Here is an 18,031-nt window from a genome sequence, read left to right on the forward strand (position 1 = left end):
TATGTCTTTTACATCTCCGGAACAGCGCCAGGCTTTTATAGCAGATATTCCCAAGGCCGAATTGCACTTACATATCGAAGGCTCGCTTGAACCCGAAATGATGTTTGCGCTGGCCCAGCGTAACGATATTGATATTCCCTTTGCCTCGGCCGAAGAGGTTAGAAAAGCTTATGCTTTTTCCAATCTGCAAGATTTTCTGGATATCTATTATCAGGGGATGAATGTCCTGCGCACCGAGCAGGATTTCTACGACCTGACCATGGCCTATTTCAAGCGAATCCACGCCGACAATGCTATTCACGCCGAGATATTTTTTGATCCGCAGGGACATACCGAGCGCGGGATAGCTTTTTCAACCGCGATTGACGGAATATTGCGGGCATTGAGTGATGCTGAGGCGCATCTGGGCATTACATCGAAGCTGATCATGTGCTTCCTTCGCCATCTGAGCGAAGATGATGCCTTTGCAACGCTTGAAGAGGCAACACCCTATCTCGACCGAATAGCCGGGGTTGGCCTTGATTCTTCGGAATTGGGTCACCCGCCATCCAAATTTTCGAAAGTTTTTGCCAAAGCGAAGATGCTGGACCTCAAAACCGTCGCTCATGCGGGAGAAGAAGGGCCACCGGAATATATCTGGGAGGCGCTCGACCTGCTGAAGATAGATCGAATGGATCATGGCAACCGGTCGTTGGAGGATGATGGGTTGATCGCAAAGCTGCGTGACAGTCAGATGGCCTTGACGGTCTGCCCCCTGTCCAACCTCTCTCTGTGCGTGGTTGACAAGCTGGAAGATCATCCGCTGAAAAAAATGCTCGATCTTGGCCTCTGCGCAACCATGAATTCGGATGATCCTTCCTATTTTGGCGGCTATCTCAATGATAATTACGAAGCCACGGCTGTAGCTTTGGATCTTGATAAGGATGATATCATCACATTGGCGAAAAATAGCTTTCGTGGATCATTTCTTAGTGAGAATACCGTCGCACAATCGCTCCAGCGCATTGACGATTATGTATTGGCATTTGACCGAAAAACGGGTTGAACCGAAGCCAGTCCATTGGAAATCTTGGCTTTTTGCTGTTACTGCGCCAGATAATGCTCTCACGTGACCGAGGAATGATATTATGAACCAAATGGATGATCAATCGCCTCGATCTGACACCATATTGGTTACTGGCGCTGCGGGCTTCATTGGCCATGCGGTTTCCCACAGGCTGATCGACCGCGGCGAGAGCGTGATTGGCATCGATAATCTGAATGACTATTATGATCCCGGGCTGAAAGCCGCGCGCCTGGCTAATTTGCAGACATTGGAACGGTTTGCGTTTGCGGAACTCGATGTCTCAGATGCGGAAGGCGTCAGCACATTGGTACGAGACAATGGCGTAAAGCGTATCATCCATCTCGCGGCGCAGGCTGGCGTGCGCTATAGCATCGACAATCCGTTTGCTTATCAAAAATCAAATCTGGAAGGGCATTTGAGCTTGCTGGAAGCCAGCCGTCATGCACCGGATTTTGAGCATTTGGTCTATGCATCATCTAGTTCTGTCTATGGTGACAAGCCGATGGGCGGCGAAGGTTTTGTCGAGGAAGCGCCCGCTGTTGATCCGGTGTCGCTTTATGCTGCAACCAAACGCTCCTGCGAATTGATGAGCGCATCCTATGCAAAGCTATATGGCTTTCCGCAAACCGGGTTGCGGTTTTTCACCGTTTACGGGCCATGGGGTCGGCCGGATATGGCCTATTTCGGTTTCACCAAAAAGATTCTCGCGGGCGAGCCTATTGAAGTTTATGGCGAGGGTAAAATGGCCCGGGACTTCACTTATATTGATGACATTGTTGACGGCATATTGGGGGCGTTGGACAATCCCCCGGCCGCTGGTGAACACCGGGTATTGAACATCGGAGACAGCCGGCCGATTGGTCTTATGGACATGATCGAAGCGCTGGAACAGGCGCTGGGCATGAAAGCGGAGAAAATCATGCGCCCGATGCAGCCCGGAGACGTTACCGCGACCTATGCCGATGTGTCGAAACTGCATGCGCTGACCGGTTACGAACCAGAGGTCATGCTGGAAGACGGACTAAAACGATTTGTCAGCTGGTATCGCGACTTTTATGGTAATCTACCGCCGGAATAATCAGTGGGTCAATATTGCCGCCGGTGAGAACCTCGCATGACCTGTTGCGCGACGAGACGGAGTTGCTCATTTACCGCTTCATCTGCACAGACACCGTCCTTGAAAATCCCGCCCGATGCGTTGATCCCCACACCCAATGGCGTGGGCCAACCGCGCAGCGCGTGCACTATTGATCGCATCGCCGCCAGAGTTGAACCGGTTGCTTGCCAACCATAAGCAGTGACGATTAGTCCAACCGGCAAGCCATCCAGATAGACCCGCGCATCTCCGGCCGTTTCCTCAATATAGTCGACAGCATTTTTGACCAGGCCAGATATGGTGCCATGATAACCAGGGCTAGCCAATATGATCCCGTCGGCGCGTCGGACGGCTTCAACAAGCGCCTCTCCGGTCTCGTTCAATCCCGCCGGATCAGAGCGATAATGTGGCAAGGCACAAAGCTTGGCTGATCCGAAGAGCTTCGTTTCGGCACCGGCATCCGACGCCGTCTTGAGTGCAATCGCCAATGCCTGTTCTGTTGAGCTGTGCGGATTGGTCGTTCCACCGAGGCCCAGGATAAAGGGTTTGTCTTCATTTTTCGCCATGGACACTCTTAACAAGTCTTTTCAAATAATTGCAACGGTCAACTATGGCGGGAGATCATGGTCAAAAGAACAGGTTGTAGCGCTGGCACAAGCCATGTTTTAATTGACCGGTTAAAGGTGATTCGATATCGCGCATAACTACTATATTGGCGCCGATCATATTCGCACTTGTCAGATAATTTCGAAGGTTTTCTCCCATGCGTAAGTTTACCGAAGAACAGCATATGTTTCGTGATGCCTATCGCCGCTTTCTGGCCGATGAGGTTGCGCCACGGATGGATGAATTCCGCGAAGCCGGCATTGTAGACCGAGACATATTCAAGAAAGCAGGTGATCAGGGCTTCCTGATGATCTGGCCGGATGAGAAATATGGCGGCATGGGCGATGATGATTTCCGCTATGAGCAGATTATCATTGAAGAAACCACACGGGCGGGCTGCGCCGAATGGTATAACACTCTGCATAGCCGCTTGGTCGGGCCCTATTTCAAGAATATCGGCAACGAAGAACAGCGCGAGCGATTCCTGCCCAAATGCGTCAGCGGTGAGACCATATTGGCGGTGGCGATGACTGAACCCGGCGCTGGCAGTGATCTCTCGGGAATGAAGACAACCGCAACGGATAATGGCGATCATTGGGTGCTGAACGGCTCCAAGACCTACATCTCCAACGGTATCAACGCGGATGTGGTCATTGTCGCGGCTAAAATCGCGGGCGTCGACGACAAGCATGCGATGGTATTGCTAATCGTCGAGCGCGGCATGGAAGGTTTTGAGCGCGGCCAGAATCTGGAGAAAATTGGACTGCATGCGCAGGATACGGCGGAGCTGTTCTTCAACAATGTCAAAATTCCAAAAGAGAACCAACTCGGAACACCGGGCAAGGGCTTTATCCATCTGATGGAGGGCCTGGCAGAAGAGCGGTTGATCGGCATGGTCGGCTATGGCGCATCAGCGCGCCGGGCCTTTGATGTTACGCGTGAGTTTGTGATGGAGCGCGACGTATTTGGCAAGAAGCTGAGCGACATGCAGAACACCCAGTTCAAGATGGCCGAAATGGATGCCAAGATCGATATGCTGCAGGTCTATATCGACCACTGTGTAGAGGTGCACAATCAAGGCGGTCTTAATGCCAATATCGCGGCCAAAGGCAAAATGCTGGGCAGCGAGATCGAATGGGAAATGGCTGACCTGGGGCTGCAACTGCATGGCGGCGCGGGTTATATGAAGGAATATGAGATCAGCCGCATTTTCACCGATGCGCGGATGAGCCGGATCTATGCCGGAAGCAGCGAGATCATGCGCTATATTGTTGGACGCGATGTGTTCAGTCAGAAGTATCAAAGCATTCTTGAGTAGGATTCGGGCTTGAATAAGGTTCTGGCTTGAATCGGCTATAGGCCCGGTTAGACTGACTGACAGCAGAAGAAAAGCAAGGCGAGTCGCCCCCATTTCTCGATTGACGTTTACGTAAACTGCTTGACTGTGCTGCAGCGCAACATTAACTATGCACTTAAATAGCCCAGAATCTATCAAAATAAGGAAGATCGCATGACCGAAGCCTATATTTATGACTCAGTGCGCAGCCCGCGTGGCAAAGGCCGCAGCGACGGCAGCTTGCACGAAATCACTGCTCTTGATCTTGCATCTCAGGTGCTCGCTTCGGTGAACGACCGCAACGAGCTGGACGGCCATGAAGTGGAAGATATTGCTTATGGCTGTGTCTCTCCCGTGGGTGAGCAAGGCGCCGTGATCAGCCGTATGGCCGCACTTAAAGCCGGTTATGCTGACACTACATCCGCGATTCAGGTCAACCGTTTCTGCGGTTCTGGCCTAGAAGCAGTGAACATCGCAGCCGGCAAGATTAAATCCGGCGAAGCCGATCTGGCCGTTGGCGGCGGCGTTGAGTCCATGTCCCGCATTCCGATGGGCAGCGACGGACTGGGCGGAATGGCTGACCCGACGCTGGTCTTTCAGGAATATTTTGTACCGCAGGGTATTTCTGCCGATCTGATCGCCACCAAATATGGCTATAGCCGCGATGATGTCGACGCCTATGCCGTAGAAAGCCAAAAACGCGCAGCGAAAAGCTGGGAAGAGAAACGTTTCGACAAATCCATCCTCGCCATCAAGGATGTGATTGGCGAAACTGTGCTCGACCATGACGAACTGATGCGTCCGGAAACAGACATGCAATCTTTGGGTTCGCTCAATCCCGCTTTCCAGATGATGGGTGAGCAGATGCCCGGCTTTAACGATGTCGCGATCCTCAAGCATCCCGATGTTGAGAAGATGAACCACGTCCACCATGCCGGCAACAGCTCCGGTATCGTCGATGGTGCCGCTGCGGTGCTGATCGGTAATGAAGAGGCAGGTACGAAATACGGCCTGAAACCACGAGCACGGATTGTGTCCATGGCCGCGATTGGATCAGAGCCAACGATCATGCTCACCGGCCCTGAATTCGCTGCTCAAAAAGCACTGAAGCGCGCAGGCATGGATGCCAGCGACATTGATGTGTGGGAACTGAACGAAGCTTTTGCTGCGGTAGTTCTTCGCTTCATGGATGCGATGAATGTTGATCATAGCGACATGAACGTGAACGGCGGCGCGATTGCCATGGGCCATCCTTTGGGCGCAACGGGCGCGATGATCCTCGGCACGGTCCTGGACGAGCTGGAACGCTCCAACAAGCAGACCGCTTTGTCGACGCTGTGCATCGGCGGCGGCATGGGCATTGCCACCATCATTGAGCGAGTGAACTAAAGCGCCGAAGGCGACTCCAACCACTCCAATCCCATATTTAGCAGGACAAAATTCATGACTTACGAAACACTCACCGTCGATATTGACAGCGATGGCATTGCCCTCGTCACCATCGATCTTCCCGGCCAATCGATGAACGTTTGGAACGAAGGCCTGATGGCTGACTTCCCGAAATTCGTCGAAGAGCTGATTGCCAATGACGACATCAAAGGTGCCGTGATCACCTCTGGCAAGAAATCCGGCTTCCTCGCCGGTGCCGATCTTAACATGCTCGGCTCTTCCAAAGCCGAAACGATGAAAGAAGCGTTTGAGCAAGCCTGGGGATTGAATGCCATCCTGCGCAAGATGGAAACCGGCGGCAACAGCGCCAAGGACTTGCTGAAAGGCAAGGCTCACGCCAAACCAGTTGCTTGCGCACTTAACGGCCTTGCTCTCGGCGGTGGTCTGGAACTGGCGCTGGCCTGCCATTACCGTGTGTGTGCCGATCATCCGAAACTACAACTCGGCCTTCCCGAAGTACAAGTTGGCTTGCTGCCCGGTGGCGGCGGAACCCAGCGTCTGCCCCGTCTGGCTGGTCTGCAAGCCGCTGGCATGGCGATCATGATGGGTCAGCCAATGAACCCGCAAGCCGCGCTCGCGCAGAAAATTGTCGATGAAGTTGTCCCTGCGGAAGACGTTGTCGCCAAAGCCAAAGAGTGGGTCAAAGCCAATCCGAAAGCTTCTGCACCTTGGGACAAGAAGGGTTGGAAATTCCCTGGTGGCGCCGGTTCCATGGACCCACGCGCTGTGCCGCTTTACCTCGGCTCGTCCGCGATGGCGCTGAAACAGAGCAAGGGCAATTATGAAGCGGTCAAGGCGATCCTGTCCTGTCTTTATGAAGGTTCTATGCTGCCGATCGACACCGCGTTGAAAGTGGAAAGCAAATATTTCACCAAGCTGCTCGCCGGCCCGCAAGCCAAGAACATGATCCGAACCTTGTTCGTGAACAAACAGGCTGCGGATAAAGGCGCCATGCGTCCCGAAGGCGTGCCAGCAACCGAACTCAAGACTGTCGGCGTCCTCGGCGCCGGCCTGATGGGCTCCGGTATTACCCATGTGACGGCCAAAGGCGGAATGAATGTCATCGTCCTCGACCGCAATATGGAAGAAGCGCAAAAGGCAATCGACTACAGTCAGAAGATTGTCGACAAAGGCGTGAAGCGCGGCAAGATGACTCAGGAAAAAGCTGATGCATTCATGGCACGCATCACACCGACCGATAATTATGATGATCTGAAAGATGTCGACCTGATCATCGAAGCGGTGTTTGAACGCCCTGACGTGAAAGCCGATGTGATCAAGAAGACAGAAGCGGTAATCGGTAAGGATGTGGTCTTTGCATCCAACACCTCGACGCTTCCGATCACGGGTCTTGCCAAAAACAGCGAGCGGCCAGATCAGTTTATCGGCATGCACTTTTTCTCACCGGTTGAGAAAATGCCACTGCTCGAAATCATCCCGGGTGAAGAAACCGGCGACAAGGCTCTGGCTGTCGCGCTCGACTATAACGCGCGCATTCGCAAAACACCGATTGTCGTGAAAGATGTCCGCGGTTTCTATACCAACCGCGTCTTCCCACCTTATGCCAATGAAGCTACCATGATGGTAGCGGAAGGCGTCAACCCGGCGCTGATCGAAAATGCCGCGATATCCATGGGCATGCCGATTGGTCCGCTGGCGATTGTCGATGAAACCACCCTGCAACTGGGCTACGACATCATGACGTCAACCAAGGAAGAAATGGGCGATGCCTACGTTCCTAGCGGGACAGAGGATTTGATGGAACTGATGGTCAAGAAGATTGACCGTCGCGGACGTCGCTTTGGTGGCGGTTTCTATGAATATTCCGATGATGGATCCAAGAAACTGTGGCCTGGCCTGAAAGAGCATTTCCCGCTCGCTGAAAACCAGCCAACGGTTGAGGAAGTCAAACAGCGTTTGATGTACATTCAGCTGATTGCCACCGCGCAATGTTTCGACGAAGGCGTTGTATCCGATCCGCAGTCTGCTGATCTCGGTGCGATCTTTGGCTGGGGCTTTGCACCATGGACCGGCGGGCCGATGAGCCATATCGACACGATCGGCGTCGATAATTTCGTTCGCACCGCTGACATGCTCGCCCAGAAATATGGCGAACGGTTCAAGCCGCCGATGAGTTTCCGTGAAAAGGCGGATGCGGGTGAGAGCTTTTACAAAGCGGCTTAAGCCAAATCGAAATAAGAAAAGAAAGAGCTCCTTCGGGGGCTCTTTTTTTGCCTATCGCGAAAGCCGTTTATCGAGGCCATCAAATTTTTCGGACAGCCGATCCAGCTTCGATGACAGATGGTCCATAGTTGAATGATCAAGTTCGTCCGCCTGATGCTGCACACCATAATGCGAACGGAATAATGCTATCATCTGATCGACTACGGGCTTTTGATGCCTCACATTGCGATCACTTTCCATCGTCATCTCTATCGACCGCGCGCTATATTCCAGCGTACCATAAAACACATCACGCGCCTGCCACAGCACCGCATCCTGCCGAAGCTCACCGCGATCTTGGCCGCGCCGGAACAGGCTATCAAAAACCGCCACGTAATGGCGCAGATGATCCCGTGACACACTCACTTCGCTATTGTTACGGCGGAGGGCAAAGGTAAGGTTGATGAAGTCCGCATTCACTATCACCGTGTTCAGATGATATTGCGCAAGCGATTGTAAACGATCAAAAAAACCTTCCGCCTTGGTTGACGCCATGACCGCTTCTGCCTCCAAAGTCAGGCCATCCCAGAATTGTTGCAGTACCGCCAGCATCAATTCCGCCTTGGATTCATAATAGCTGTAGATCGTGCCTTCGCCGATACTGGCACGGCGGGCAATCTCCGATACGCGCGCACCATCAAAGCCATGCTCAATGAAAACAGCGCGGGCGGCATCTAAAATCGCCCTTTCCTTGCGCTCCAGCTTCGCGCGCTGGGTTTCCAAATTGACCGCTTTGGTTGCCAAAATTCTGTCCTTATTGAGCTTGACTCGAAAATACCGAATGCTATTCAAATAACCATAGGAGACTCGATGTGTCAAATGACAAGATCATCCGGATTGGCGGAGCCAGCGGTTTTTGGGGCGAGTCCGACATGGCGGTGCCGCAGCTTTTGGAAGCGGCGGAGAGTGGCCGCGGTCTTGACTATATTGTCTTCGACTATCTCGCGGAAATTACCATGTCGATCATGGCGCGGGCGCGGGCGAAAAATCCGGATATGGGCTATGCGACCGATTTCGTCTCTGCCGTGATCAAACCCCATATTGGCGCTGTTGCCAGACAGGGCGTCAAGCTGATCTCTAATGCCGGTGGGACCAATCCGCTGGCCTGTGCGGCAGCGGTACGCGCGGTGATTGCAGAGGCCGGGCTTGATCTGAAAGTGGCCGTTGTCACCGGCGATGACCTCACATCCCGTGCGGCCGAATTTGCAGACGGCCGTGAAATGTTTACAGGCGAGCAGTTTCCTGACCCAGAAAATATCGCCAGCATCAATGCTTATCTTGGCGCGTTCCCCATTGCCGCTGCTCTCGATCAGGGCGCAGATATCGTGATCACCGGCCGCTGCGTTGATAGCGCCGTGACGCTCGGCGCCTGCATCCATGAATTTGGCTGGGGTGCGGATGATCTGGACCAACTGGCCGGGGCCAGTCTGGCCGGCCATATTTTGGAATGCGGACCGCAAGCAACCGGCGGCAATTTCACCGATTGGGAAAGCGTGGCGGACAGCATGGACAATGCCGGCTATCCGATTGCGGAAATTGCGGGAGACGGCCGCTTCATCGCGACCAAGCCGGAAGGCACTGGCGGAATCGTCAATCTCGGCACGGTCGGCGAGCAGATGCTCTATGAAATTGGCGATCCACAAGCCTATATGCTGCCGGACGTCGTCTGTGATTTCAGCGCGGTGACTTTGGAGCAGCTTGGTGATGATCGCGTATCGGTTTCCGGTGCCATTGGCCATGCTGCGCCCGACACTTACAAGACCTGCGCCACTTATTCTGATGGTTGGAAGATGGTCGCGCCATTTTTCTTCATCGGCATGGATGCCAAAAGAAAAGCGGAAAGTTTCGCGGACAATGCACTAAAACGGACACGTGCCAAATTGCGTGCCTCCAATGCCGGCGATTTTGATGAGGTGCTGATTGAGACATTAGGCGATGACAGCCATTTTGGGGCTTTCGAGCAGGCCGCCGAAGCCCGAGAAGTGGTTCTGAAAATCGGTGTCAAACATCGTGATCCGAAAGCGGCGATGCTCATCCTCAAGGAAGCAACCGGCATGGGTCTCGCGACACCGCCGGGACTGGCTTTATTTGCAGGCGGGCGGCCCAAGCCCACTCCGGTGGTGCGGTTATTTTCACTACTGGTACCGAAGTCCGAAATTTCGATTTCGGTAAAGATAGACGATGACTCGCAAGAATTTGGCAATGCCGGTGGAACAGCTTTTGACCCAGCGACCGTCCAACGCCCTGCCCCTCCTGCACTGGCTGACAATGTTGCGCCAATGATAGAGGTGCCACTGATTGACCTGGCTTGGGGCCGCTCCGGGGACAAGGGTGACAAATCCAATATCGGCATCATGCCGCGCAATAAGAGCTATGCACCTTATATCTGGGCCGCGCTCAGCGAAGATAGGGTGCGCGAACGCTTTGCTCATTTCCTTGCGAAACCCGAAGCACCGGACAGCGTCGAGCGTTTCTATATGCCCGGCACTGGCGCGATCAACTTCCTGCTTCATGACATTCTTGGCGGCGGCGGGGTTGCATCGATGCGCAATGATCCGCAGGGTAAGAGCTATGCCCAGATCCTGCTCGCAACGCCCATCTCCATACCGCAATCTCTCCAATCCTCTTTGGCTAAGGCGCTTTGACCATGCCCCAGTTTAAATCGAAAATTTCCACCAGCTCCGAAAGCTTTGCCGAAAACCGCAAGGATATGCTGGCGCTGATCGATCATTTGCGCACCCTGGAGCAGCGTGCCGTGGCGGCATCCGAGAAACGCCGGCCGACATTTGAGAAACGCGGTCAGCTCACGCCACATGAACGGCTGACGCGATTGCTCGATCCCGGCATGCCGTTTTTGCGGCTCTATAATATGGCCAATTATCTCGTCGAAGATGGCAATCCCGACACCAGTATTCCTGGCGGCAGCGTCATTCTCGGCATTGGCTTTGTCAAAGGCGTGCGCTGCATGATCTGGGTTGATGATAGCGGCATTCGCGCCGGTGCCGCGACGACCGGCGGTTGGGACGCCAGCAAGGGCGCCCAGAAAATGGCGCAGGAATTGAAGTTGCCCTTCATCCATCTGGTGGAAAGCGCTGGCGCAAACTTGATGGAATATAAGGTCGAGCTGTGGGCGCATGGCGGAATGTTGTTCCGCAATCTTGCCTGGCTGAGCGCCGCAGGAATCCCGACCATGGTCGTACTGCACGGCCCGTCAACCGCAGGTGGCGCCTATATGCCGGGCATGTCCGACTATGTCATCGGCGTGCGCGACAATGGCATGGCAGCATTGGGGGGCGCGGCTTTGGTCCATGCGGCCACCGGCGAAGTAGCCGATGATCGCGAACTCGGCGGCACGGAAATGCATGCCAGTACCACCGGCACCGTTGAATATCTCGCGGATGATGATGCTCATGGTATCGAGATTGCCCGCGACACGATGGGGCGAATTGACTGGAACAAGAATACCGCGCCAATCCGGCAAAATGACTATGCAGAGCCGGTTTACGACATTGATGAGATCGCTGGCATCGTACCGACCGATTACACCATTCCCTATGACGTCCGCGAAGTCGCGGCGCGGATTGTTGATGGATCCGACTTTGAGGAATTTAAAAGCCGCTATGGCCCCGGCACCGTCTGTATGCAGGCGAGCATCATGGGCCATGCAGTCGGGCTGATCGGCAATAATGGTCCTTTCGATCCCGAAGCTGCAGCAAAGGCAACCCACTTCTTCCAGCTTTGTGACCAGTCCGAACTGCCGATCATCTTCTTGAACAACACAACCGGCTATATTGTTGGAACGGAATCCGAACATAAGGGCATGATCAAGCTGGGCAGCAAGATGATCCAGGCCGTTTCCAACGTGCGCGTGCCAAAACTATCCCTCTATATCGGTGCCAGCTTTGGTGCGGGCAATTATGGAATGAGCGGCGTCGCCTTTGAACCGGATTTTCTATTCTCGTGGCCCAATGCAAAAACCGGTGTGATGGCCGGCGCTTCCGCAGCCAATACAATGAGTCATGTCGCAAAAGTGCAGGCACAGCGCAAAGGCGTGGAACCCGACGAAGAAGCCATTGCCAAACAGAACCAGCGCATCAGGGATATTTTCGAAGCGCAGGAAAGCGCTTTCTTCACCTCTGGTCGTGTGCTCGACAACGGCGTGATCGATCCACGGGACACGCGCAAGGTGCTCGGCTTTGCTCTGGAAACGATTTTCGAGGCCAAGAGCCGCACGCTGCACCCCAATGCTTTCGGAGTGGCCAGAATCTGATGACACATATGACCAATCTTCCCGAAACCGAAACACTGGAGCTCGACCTCAAACAGGGCTGGCTGACCATCTGGTTTAACCAGCCGGATAATCGCAATGCCCTGAGCGACGCCTTGGTGGCAGAGTTAGCCTCTGTTTTAAAAGGCGTTCGTGAAGACCGGACCGTGAGGGGCATAACCTTGCGCGGGCGCGGAGGTGTCTTTTGCGCTGGAGCTGATCTCAAAAATTTTAAAGAGAATTTTCAAGCCAGTGGCGACCGCAACGCCACCATAACTATGTCGATGGGGGCGGCCGAAATATTCGACCTGGTCAACACCGCACCGCAAGTGGTCATCGTGCTGATCGAAGGCGCGGCCATGGCTGGCGGCTTCGGTCTATCCTGTTGTGCCGATGTCGTGATTTGCGAATCCGGTGCGCGCTTTGCGATGACCGAAACTGCCATCGGGGTGACCCCGGCACAAATATCGCCCTTTGTTATTCAAAAGCTCGGATATGCTACCGGTCGCCGGTTGATGCTGACCGCTGCGCGTTTTGACGGAACACAAGCGCATGAACTGGGCTTTGCCGATTTTATCGCCGATGATGTGCCGGGTCTGGAAGCGATTGAAATGCAGTTGAGAAAACAGGTGCTCGGTGCCGCGCCAGGAGCGGTCGCAGCGACCAAAGAATTGCTTGGCCAGATTGCTAGCAAACCTCGCGACGAGGTAATCCGCCTGGCCGCAGAGAATTTTGCCGACCGCATGGTGAGCGACGAAGCCAAAGAGGGCGTCGCCTCCTTCTTTGAAAAGCGCAAACCCAATTGGGTCGTGAAGCCGGAATAAGGAACCAGAGATGACACAAATATCCACCCTCCTTGTTGCCAATCGCGGCGAAATTGCTTGCCGGGTCATGCGCACGGCGAAAGCCCAGGGGATCAGAACCGTTGCCGTCTATTCTGATGCCGATGCCGATGCCCCCCATGTCCGCATGGCGGATGACGCGGTGCGTATCGGGCCCGCGCCGGTCAACGAATCTTATCTGCTGATCGACAAGATCATTGAAGCCGCGAAAGATAGCGGCGCCGATGCCGTGCATCCCGGCTATGGATTCTTGTCTGAAAATGCTGCTTTCTCGCAAGCCTGCGCTGATGCCGATATCATCTTTGTCGGGCCACCGGAAAAAGCCATCGATGTGATGGGTGACAAGGCGCGTTCGAAGCGCGCGATGATTGAGGCCGGCGTCCCTTGCGTCCCGGGCTATCAGGATGACGATCAATCCGACACGACCCTGATTGCAGAAGCCGAAAAAATCGGTGTGCCCTTGATGGTCAAGGCCGCCGCGGGTGGCGGTGGCCGTGGCATGCGCCTGGTCCATGATCAAAGTGAAGTTCCCAATGCGATTAAACTCGCGCGATCAGAGGCGGAAAATGCATTCGGAAACGGAGAACTGATCCTTGAAAAAGCGATCATCAAACCGCGTCATGTCGAGATTCAGGTTTTTGCCGATAGCCATGGCACCACGATCCATCTCGGCGAGCGCGATTGCTCGGTTCAGCGGCGCCATCAGAAGGTAATCGAAGAAGCGCCCTGCCCGGTGATGACTGAAGAGCTGCGCGTCGAAATGGGCGCAGCAGCGGTAGAAGCTGCCCGTGCGGTTGATTATCGCGGCGCCGGTACGGTCGAATTTCTCCTCGATCAGTCCGGTAGCTTCTATTTCCTCGAGATGAATACGCGCCTGCAAGTCGAGCATCCCGTGACCGAAGAAATTACCGGACTTGATCTCGTCGCACTGCAACTCAAAGTCGCGCAAGGCGACAAACTGGGGCTCAGCCAAGAGGATATCACGTTGACTGGCCACGCAATGGAAGTCCGGCTCTACGCGGAAGACCCATCTGATGATTTCCTGCCCAGCACCGGCCATATCGATCTATGGTATCCTTCCGCCCATGCCCGTGTTGATAGCGGCATTGCCACGGGCGGCGAGGTTTCGCCTTTTTACGACAGCATGGTCGCGAAGATCATCACCTATGGAGCGACCCGCGAAGATGCCCGACGGCAGATGGTCGGAGCACTAGCCGAAACCGCCCTTTTCGGTCCGAAAACCAATCGTGACTTCCTGATTGACGCGCTCGGCAGGCAGGCTTTTATCGATGGCCAGGCGACCACCGCTTTCATCGCCGAAAATTATGGCGAAGAAGGTGTTGATCTCGGTGCGCATGACTTCACCACTTTTGCGATTGCTGCGGTACTGCAACATAAATTGCGCCAAACTGCGGCCCATAAACTGGCGCTCAACGTCAATCCGGAAATGCTGGATTGGTCAAGCACGGCGGACCTGACGACCGTTACCCAATATGCAAAACTGGCTGAGGCAACCGAGACGGACGGTATCATCCACGTCCATGTCCGCCAGCCCGGCCATTATCATGTGGAAGGCGCAGGACAGGAAGCGCAGGCGGAACTGCTCTCGATCACGGGAGAAACTGCGAAACTGCGCGTCGATGGCCGAACGGTCGAGGCGATTTTCCATGCCGATGGCCGCCACCTGCATCTTGCTTTACCGAACCGCTCGCTGTCGGTCACCGACATGACCGGGCTCAGCGCCATGGAAGATATGGCAGGCGGCGGCACTGTCGTTGCACCGATGCACGGACTATTACTTGAGATACTCGTCGAGCAGGGCGCGGCTGTGGCAAAAGGCGACAAGCTGGCGGTGCTCGAGGCGATGAAGATGCAGCATGAGATATTGGCAGAGATTGACGGCACGGTTGAAACGGTTGCGGCTGCAGCAGGGAATCAGATTGCGGCCGATGATCTGATCATGGAAATTGCCGCCGATGAGGCCGATGAAGAGGACGACGCATAATGAAAAATCCGATTTGCGACATGCTGGGAATCGAATTTCCGCTGGTCGCTTTCAGCCATTGCCGGGACGTTGTTGCTGCCGTTTCGAGAGCAGGCGGCATGGGGGTTTTCGGCGGCGTCAACTGCACACCCGAAACGCTGGAAGAGGAGCTGAGCTGGATCGACGCCCATGTCGATGGCAAGCCTTACGGCCTCGACATCATTGTCCCGAATAAGGTCGAGGGCAAAGGCGAGCAAATCGATGTCGACACCACGCTGGCGATGGTTCCGGACGAACATAAGCAATTTTCCAAAGACATAATGGCGCGTCATGGCGTCGATCCCGGCGACCTGGAAGAGCTGCGCCGGGAACATGCCGTGGGCGCTGACAATCTGCGTGGTGGTAATGCGGGAGCGCTGTTGGAAGTTGCTTTTCGCCATCCGATCAAGCTGATTGCCAATGCGTTGGGCATCCCACCACAGGTTATGACCGATATGGGCCGCCAGCATGGCGTGCCGGTCGCAGCCCTGATTGGCACCAAAGAACATGCGATGAGCCAGGTCGCTGTGGGTGTCGATATCCTGATCGCGGTAGGCGGCGAAGCAGGCGGCCATACTGGAGATGTCGCCACCATGGTATTGATCCCCGAAGTCTGTAATGCCTTGCGCGATATGGGCGATGATACACCTGTGCTGGCAGCGGGCGGTATCGCCACTGGATCCCAAATGGCCGCCGCCATGGCCATGGGCGCAAGCGGCGTATGGTGCGGATCAGTCTGGCTGACCACGGCAGAGGCTGAAACCAATCCCGTCGTGAAGGAAAAAATGCTCAGCGCGACGTCGCGTGATACGGTTCGGGCTCGGTCTCGTACCGGCAAGCCGTCGCGGCAATTGCGCTCTCCATGGACCGATGCTTGGGAAGCAGAAGATGCACCCACGCCGCTAGCTATGCCGTTACAATCATTAGTTGCAGAACCACCGCTCCGGTCTATCGACAAACTGAGCCAAGGCGACAATCAGGGCGCGAAAGATCTCGCCACCTATTGGGTCGGACAGGGCGTGGGACTAATGAACCAACCGATGTCGACAGCGCAGGTTGTGCAGGGTTTCAAGGAAGATTTTATCGCCGCCTATGAAAGGCTCGCCGCCAATCTGGAAGAATAAACCCGGGAGACAATATGGTAGAGGTGACAGCACGGCAGCCGCTGGCCGGGATTAAGGTCGTTGAATTTTCAACGATGATCACCGCGTCCCTCGCCACTATGATGTTTGCGCAGCAAGGGGCAGACGTCATCAAGGTGGAGCCCCCCGGCATTGGTGATCCGATGCGCTGGCTCGGCAGTCGGAAAGACAGCATCTCCGGTCTGTTCAACAATTGCAATCGCGCCAAGCGCTCGATCACGCTGGACCTGAAAAGCAAAGAGGGCGTTGCCACCGCTCGCAAGCTTTGTCTCGATGCCGATATTGTGATCCACAATTATCGCCCCGGCGTGATGCAGCGCCTTGGCCTCGACAGCGAAAGTCTGCGCGCCGAAAAACCGGCTTTAATCTATTGCGCCATTACCGGCTTTGGCCGCGAGGGTCCGATGGCGGAGCGTCCCGCCTATGATCATGTCATGCAGGCCATGGCGGGTTTCATGGGGACGCAGGGCCATCCTGATGGTTTTGCCTATGTGAAGACTTTGCTCTGCGACAAGCTTACCGCCTATACCGCCGCGCAGGCCATCACCGCGGCATTATTTGCCCGCGAGCGGACTGGCGAGGGACAGCATATTGATCTGTCCATGCTCGCCAGCTGCATTGCCTTTCTCTGGCCCGACGGCGGTATGCATCTGACTTTGATGGATGAAGATGCGATCCATGCCGCACCCTTTGCGGACTATTATCAGATGCCACTGCGCACCACCGATGGCGCGATTGCCTATGCCGCGATGAGCGACGCGCATTGGCAAGTCGTGTTCGAAATGGTCGGCCGCGAAGATTTAAAGTCTGAAGAAAAATATCAGGGCCTTGAAAATCGCAGCATGCATATGGCCGAGCTCGCGCAGATTGTTTCTAGCGAGCCGCCGCGCCATGATACCGAAACAATGATCGCTGGTCTGACGAAGGGCGATGTACCGGCCGCGCCCTGTCTGACGCTTGATCATGTGAAATCGCATGCTCAGATTTTGGCAATAGAAGCGTTTGAGGAACAAGACCATCCGCTGCTTGGCACGATCCACAATGCCGCTTCACCAGTACATATAAATGGCCAGAAACTGCCAGCCACAGGGCCAAGCCCAGCGCTTGGCGAACATAGCGAACAGATATTGCAGGAAATGGGAATGAAATCATGATGGATCAGGCACAGGATTTTCTGGACGAAAGTGAAGCGATATATGCGCTCGTCCAAAATCTTTCCGACGAAGAGATGGAGCAGGAAACCGGCTTCAAGAACTGGACAATTAATGCGATCCTCCGCCATCTGCATATCTGGAACATGGCCGCTTATTGGTCGCTGGCAGAACCGGAAAAATTCCACGCCTTTTTCAAAGAGGCGATGGCCGCGATGAAAGAGAACGCAAAAAAGGGCCAGACGTCGATGCGCTTTTTTGAGGCAGACTATCTCGATAATCTATCCGGCGCGGATCTCGTCAAAACCTGGCGCGACTTCTATCAGAAAATGGCGCCCGAATTTGGCGCTGCTGATCCAGCGATGCGGGTGGAGTGGGCGGGCCCGTCCATGAGCGTACGCTCGTCAATTACTGCGCGCTTGATGGAAAACTGGTCGCATGCGCAGGCCATTTATGATGTGCTCGGCCTCAAACGCGAAAATGCAGACCGCATCCGCAATATCGTGATGATCGGCCTCAACACCTATGGCTGGACGTTCAAAGTGAATAGCGAAGAAGCCCCGCAGCCAGTACCTTATCTGAAACTGACCGCTCCATCCGGTGCGACTTGGGACTATGGCGATGAAAGCAAAGACGAGCGCATCGAGGGTTTGGCTGAGGAGTTTTGCCAAGTAGTCACTCAGTCTCGCAATATTGCTGACACGGGCTTAAAAGTGACCGGTCCAAACGCAACCCGGTGGATGGCCATTGCCCAATGTTTTGCTGGTGGTGCGGAAACCCCGCCAGCGCCAGGAGCCCGTTCTATCAAGACAGGGTGAATATATCTATCG

The 18,031-nt window shown here is 54.8% G+C and carries 14 protein-coding genes; 12 read left to right on the plus strand and 2 right to left on the minus strand.

Annotated features, from left to right (window positions below; translation table 11 throughout):
- Position 1 precedes the first annotated feature (1 nt).
- Entirely contained in the window at positions 2-1,045 is a 1,044-nt protein-coding gene (locus DG177_RS10830) for an adenosine deaminase (RefSeq protein ID WP_108811489.1), read from the plus strand.
- Positions 1,046-1,127: 82 nt separating this feature from the next.
- Positions 1,128-2,144 (plus strand): NAD-dependent epimerase/dehydratase family protein, encoded by a 1,017-nt coding sequence (locus DG177_RS10835; RefSeq protein ID WP_443216418.1) that lies wholly within the window; start codon positions 1,128-1,130, stop codon positions 2,142-2,144.
- An 8-nt stretch (positions 2,145-2,152) separates the two neighbouring features.
- Here DG177_RS10835 and DG177_RS10840 read toward each other — a convergent pair whose 3' ends face one another.
- On the minus strand, positions 2,153-2,728 hold the full coding sequence (locus DG177_RS10840) for an NAD(P)H-dependent oxidoreductase (protein ID WP_108811490.1): 576 nt from the start codon (positions 2,726-2,728) through the stop codon (positions 2,153-2,155).
- 197 nt (positions 2,729-2,925) lie between these two features.
- On the opposite strand from DG177_RS10840, the gene DG177_RS10845 reads away from it, so the two are divergent.
- The 3 genes from DG177_RS10845 (at position 2,926) to DG177_RS10855 (ending at position 7,737) form a co-directional block, all read left to right on the plus strand.
- Positions 2,926-4,086 carry an acyl-CoA dehydrogenase family protein gene (locus tag DG177_RS10845; RefSeq protein WP_108811491.1) on the plus strand — a complete coding sequence of 387 codons (1,161 nt, stop codon included), beginning with the start codon at positions 2,926-2,928 and terminating at the stop codon, positions 4,084-4,086.
- Positions 4,087-4,278: 192 nt separating this feature from the next.
- A complete protein-coding gene (locus tag DG177_RS10850) occupies positions 4,279-5,493 on the plus strand; it encodes an acetyl-CoA C-acetyltransferase (protein WP_108811492.1) in 1,215 nt (404 codons plus the stop codon).
- A gap of 54 nt (positions 5,494-5,547) precedes the next feature.
- Entirely contained in the window at positions 5,548-7,737 is a 2,190-nt protein-coding gene (locus DG177_RS10855) for a 3-hydroxyacyl-CoA dehydrogenase NAD-binding domain-containing protein (RefSeq protein ID WP_108811493.1), read from the plus strand.
- Positions 7,738-7,788: 51 nt separating this feature from the next.
- On the opposite strand, the gene DG177_RS10860 is transcribed toward DG177_RS10855, so the two are convergent.
- Positions 7,789-8,520 (minus strand): TetR/AcrR family transcriptional regulator, encoded by a 732-nt coding sequence (locus DG177_RS10860; RefSeq protein WP_337658737.1) that lies wholly within the window; start codon positions 8,518-8,520, stop codon positions 7,789-7,791.
- 68 nt (positions 8,521-8,588) lie between these two features.
- Here DG177_RS10860 and DG177_RS10865 point away from each other — a divergent pair, with 68 nt between their 5' ends.
- From DG177_RS10865 to DG177_RS10895, 7 genes are read left to right on the plus strand one after another with little or no spacing between them, the layout of a single operon-like run.
- Positions 8,589-10,421, plus strand: coding sequence for an acyclic terpene utilization AtuA family protein (locus DG177_RS10865; protein ID WP_108811495.1), 1,833 nt, complete (start codon positions 8,589-8,591; stop codon positions 10,419-10,421).
- A 2-nt stretch (positions 10,422-10,423) separates the two neighbouring features.
- Positions 10,424-12,046: a carboxyl transferase domain-containing protein gene (locus DG177_RS10870; protein ID WP_108811496.1), complete on the plus strand. Its 1,623-nt coding sequence runs from the start codon at positions 10,424-10,426 to the stop codon at positions 12,044-12,046.
- Positions 12,046-12,867, plus strand: a complete 822-nt coding sequence (locus DG177_RS10875; RefSeq protein WP_337658738.1) for an enoyl-CoA hydratase/isomerase family protein — start codon at positions 12,046-12,048, stop codon at positions 12,865-12,867. The genes DG177_RS10870 and DG177_RS10875 overlap by 1 nt, the downstream gene beginning before the upstream one ends.
- Before the next feature lie 10 nt (positions 12,868-12,877).
- Entirely contained in the window at positions 12,878-14,890 is a 2,013-nt protein-coding gene (locus tag DG177_RS10880; protein WP_108811497.1) for an ATP-binding protein, read from the plus strand.
- Complete coding sequence (locus DG177_RS10885; protein ID WP_108811498.1) at positions 14,890-16,032, plus strand: nitronate monooxygenase; 1,143 nt, start codon at positions 14,890-14,892, stop codon at positions 16,030-16,032. Before DG177_RS10880 ends, DG177_RS10885 begins: the two co-directional genes overlap by 1 nt.
- A 14-nt stretch (positions 16,033-16,046) precedes the next feature.
- Positions 16,047-17,204, plus strand: coding sequence for a CoA transferase (locus tag DG177_RS10890; protein ID WP_108811499.1), 1,158 nt, complete (start codon positions 16,047-16,049; stop codon positions 17,202-17,204).
- Complete coding sequence (locus tag DG177_RS10895; protein ID WP_337658739.1) at positions 17,201-18,019, plus strand: TIGR03084 family metal-binding protein; 819 nt, start codon at positions 17,201-17,203, stop codon at positions 18,017-18,019. Before DG177_RS10890 ends, DG177_RS10895 begins: the two co-directional genes overlap by 4 nt.
- Positions 18,020-18,031: the final 12 nt, after the last annotated feature.

Origin of the sequence: Sphingorhabdus sp. Alg231-15, from assembly GCF_900149705.1 — a bacterium.
Taxonomy (GTDB): Bacteria; Pseudomonadota; Alphaproteobacteria; order Sphingomonadales; family Sphingomonadaceae; genus Parasphingorhabdus.

Bases quoted from the DNA above. Each gene is read 5' to 3' on its own strand.
- DG177_RS10830 (WP_108811489.1), top strand. From the start codon at position 2: ATGTCTTTTACATCTCCGGAACAGCGCCAGGCTTTTATAGCAGATATT.
- DG177_RS10835 (WP_443216418.1), top strand. From the start codon at position 1,128: ATGAACCAAATGGATGATCAATCGCCTCGATCTGACACCATATTGGTT.
- DG177_RS10840 (WP_108811490.1), bottom strand. From the start codon at position 2,728: ATGGCGAAAAATGAAGACAAACCCTTTATCCTGGGCCTCGGTGGAACG.
- DG177_RS10845 (WP_108811491.1), top strand. From the start codon at position 2,926: ATGCGTAAGTTTACCGAAGAACAGCATATGTTTCGTGATGCCTATCGC.
- DG177_RS10850 (WP_108811492.1), top strand. From the start codon at position 4,279: ATGACCGAAGCCTATATTTATGACTCAGTGCGCAGCCCGCGTGGCAAA.
- DG177_RS10855 (WP_108811493.1), top strand. From the start codon at position 5,548: ATGACTTACGAAACACTCACCGTCGATATTGACAGCGATGGCATTGCC.
- DG177_RS10870 (WP_108811496.1), top strand. From the start codon at position 10,424: ATGCCCCAGTTTAAATCGAAAATTTCCACCAGCTCCGAAAGCTTTGCC.
- DG177_RS10875 (WP_337658738.1), top strand. From the start codon at position 12,046: ATGACACATATGACCAATCTTCCCGAAACCGAAACACTGGAGCTCGAC.
- DG177_RS10880 (WP_108811497.1), top strand. From the start codon at position 12,878: ATGACACAAATATCCACCCTCCTTGTTGCCAATCGCGGCGAAATTGCT.
- DG177_RS10885 (WP_108811498.1), top strand. From the start codon at position 14,890: ATGAAAAATCCGATTTGCGACATGCTGGGAATCGAATTTCCGCTGGTC.
- DG177_RS10890 (WP_108811499.1), top strand. From the start codon at position 16,047: ATGGTAGAGGTGACAGCACGGCAGCCGCTGGCCGGGATTAAGGTCGTT.
- DG177_RS10895 (WP_337658739.1), top strand. From the start codon at position 17,201: ATGATGGATCAGGCACAGGATTTTCTGGACGAAAGTGAAGCGATATAT.